A 1,476-nucleotide genomic window follows, 5' to 3' on the forward strand; every position below is an offset into this window, starting at 1 on the left:
AAATCAATACATGTTTTTAAAAAACACCCAAACCGCCTAGGATATGGGTTATGTTGTTATTTTCACTTTAAAACAAGTGGGAATCTCGAGTAATTAATTACTCTTTTTGCACAAAGAGACAAACAAACTTAAACCGCTACTATCAAATATTAAAGACATTTGCCCCAAATATCAACATCGACGACTGTTTTATGGAATGTTTATGGAAATGAAGACAAAAGTATTCTTAGATACAATAAAAAAGCTCATGATCATATTAGAGTGCCCCCCGAAGTTTTGTTCAACTTTCGGGGGGCACTCTAATATGATCATGAGCTTAAAATTAATTTTGTTACCCGCAGTACACACACTCGGAACCGACAAATACCATGGCATAGGCCTTAACCTGCCTGTCCCGGAACTCCAGCGCTGATTTATATCTCTGAACCTGTTCGGTTGCATCTTTTACAGTGTTTTGAATCTTTGCTTCCGTAGCATCTGTCTTGGTGACGTATTTAAGCTCAAAGAGATAGATGCATTCATTATCCTGACCAACATTGACGGTAATCACCAGATCTGCAAATTTCTCTCCGTCTCCGACTACCCGGAGTGATTTCTGCATTTCTGAAAACACTACGTCCATAGAATCCATCTTGGTGAAGAGTGTCAGATTAAGAGCCATTTCACTCATGTGAGTCAGTACCTGATTGGTGAAAATTCCGCTCAGAAATTCAGTGCATGATGATGCGAATGAACTGATGTCATCTTGAACATTCTGTAGTGCTGATATATCAAGTACGGAATCAGAGAACACTTTGCTTGGTTTTAATCGCAAGGCAGCAGTGCACTGAGCAAAGAGCTTTGACATGAACAGATTCGGAATCTTAAGAGCAAGCCTTCCTATTCGTGAGAGTGTTTTATCAATAGTAAGATATCCTAGATAGTAGAGCATTGACAGAAGCTGAATACGATCATATCTTGTTGTTTTATTCAGGTTGATGTTTTCCGCCAGATCTTTAATGAAGAAACTGTTACCGCTGAGGTAGGTATTGATAATCGTGTCTGCAAGACCGGGTTCGGCAATTTCAAACAGTTGCTGCAACTTGGAGCCGTCATGGTCTGATGCAGGATCCAGATAATCCTCCGGAGGGAGAAAATGTCCCTTAACCCGCATTTCATCAAGATAGTACAGACACATAGATGAATTGAAAACCGTATGCTCAGATTCTTGACTGAAACAGTAACCGTCATATACCGGCTTCATTTTGGCAATAATTTCTTCCGGACTCATGTCAATCTGTCTGGTATCAACGAGTTGTGGAATCAGAGCTGCGAGTTCCGTTTCAGTAAAGCCGGCATATTCATTAAAGCAGGCTCGGGAAGTAACATTGCGTGCAATATTAAATCCGGAGGTAAGAGAATCCAGAGATACGGATGATACTCCGGTAATAAAGGTTTTGGCAATGCAGTCTCCATCTGCTGTTGCAGCCTTAATGG

The 1,476-nt window shown here is 40.6% G+C and carries 1 protein-coding gene; it reads right to left on the minus strand.

The annotated features are described in order from the left end of the window. Window positions 1-331: 331 nt before the first annotated feature. A partial coding sequence (locus tag T489_RS0112270) for a PD-(D/E)XK nuclease domain-containing protein (protein ID WP_031580305.1) occupies window positions 332-1,476 on the minus strand: 1,145 nt, incomplete at its 5' end.

It is taken from the genome of Ruminobacter sp. RM87, assembly GCF_000701925.1.
Lineage (GTDB): Bacteria > Pseudomonadota > Gammaproteobacteria > Enterobacterales > Succinivibrionaceae > Ruminobacter > Ruminobacter amylophilus.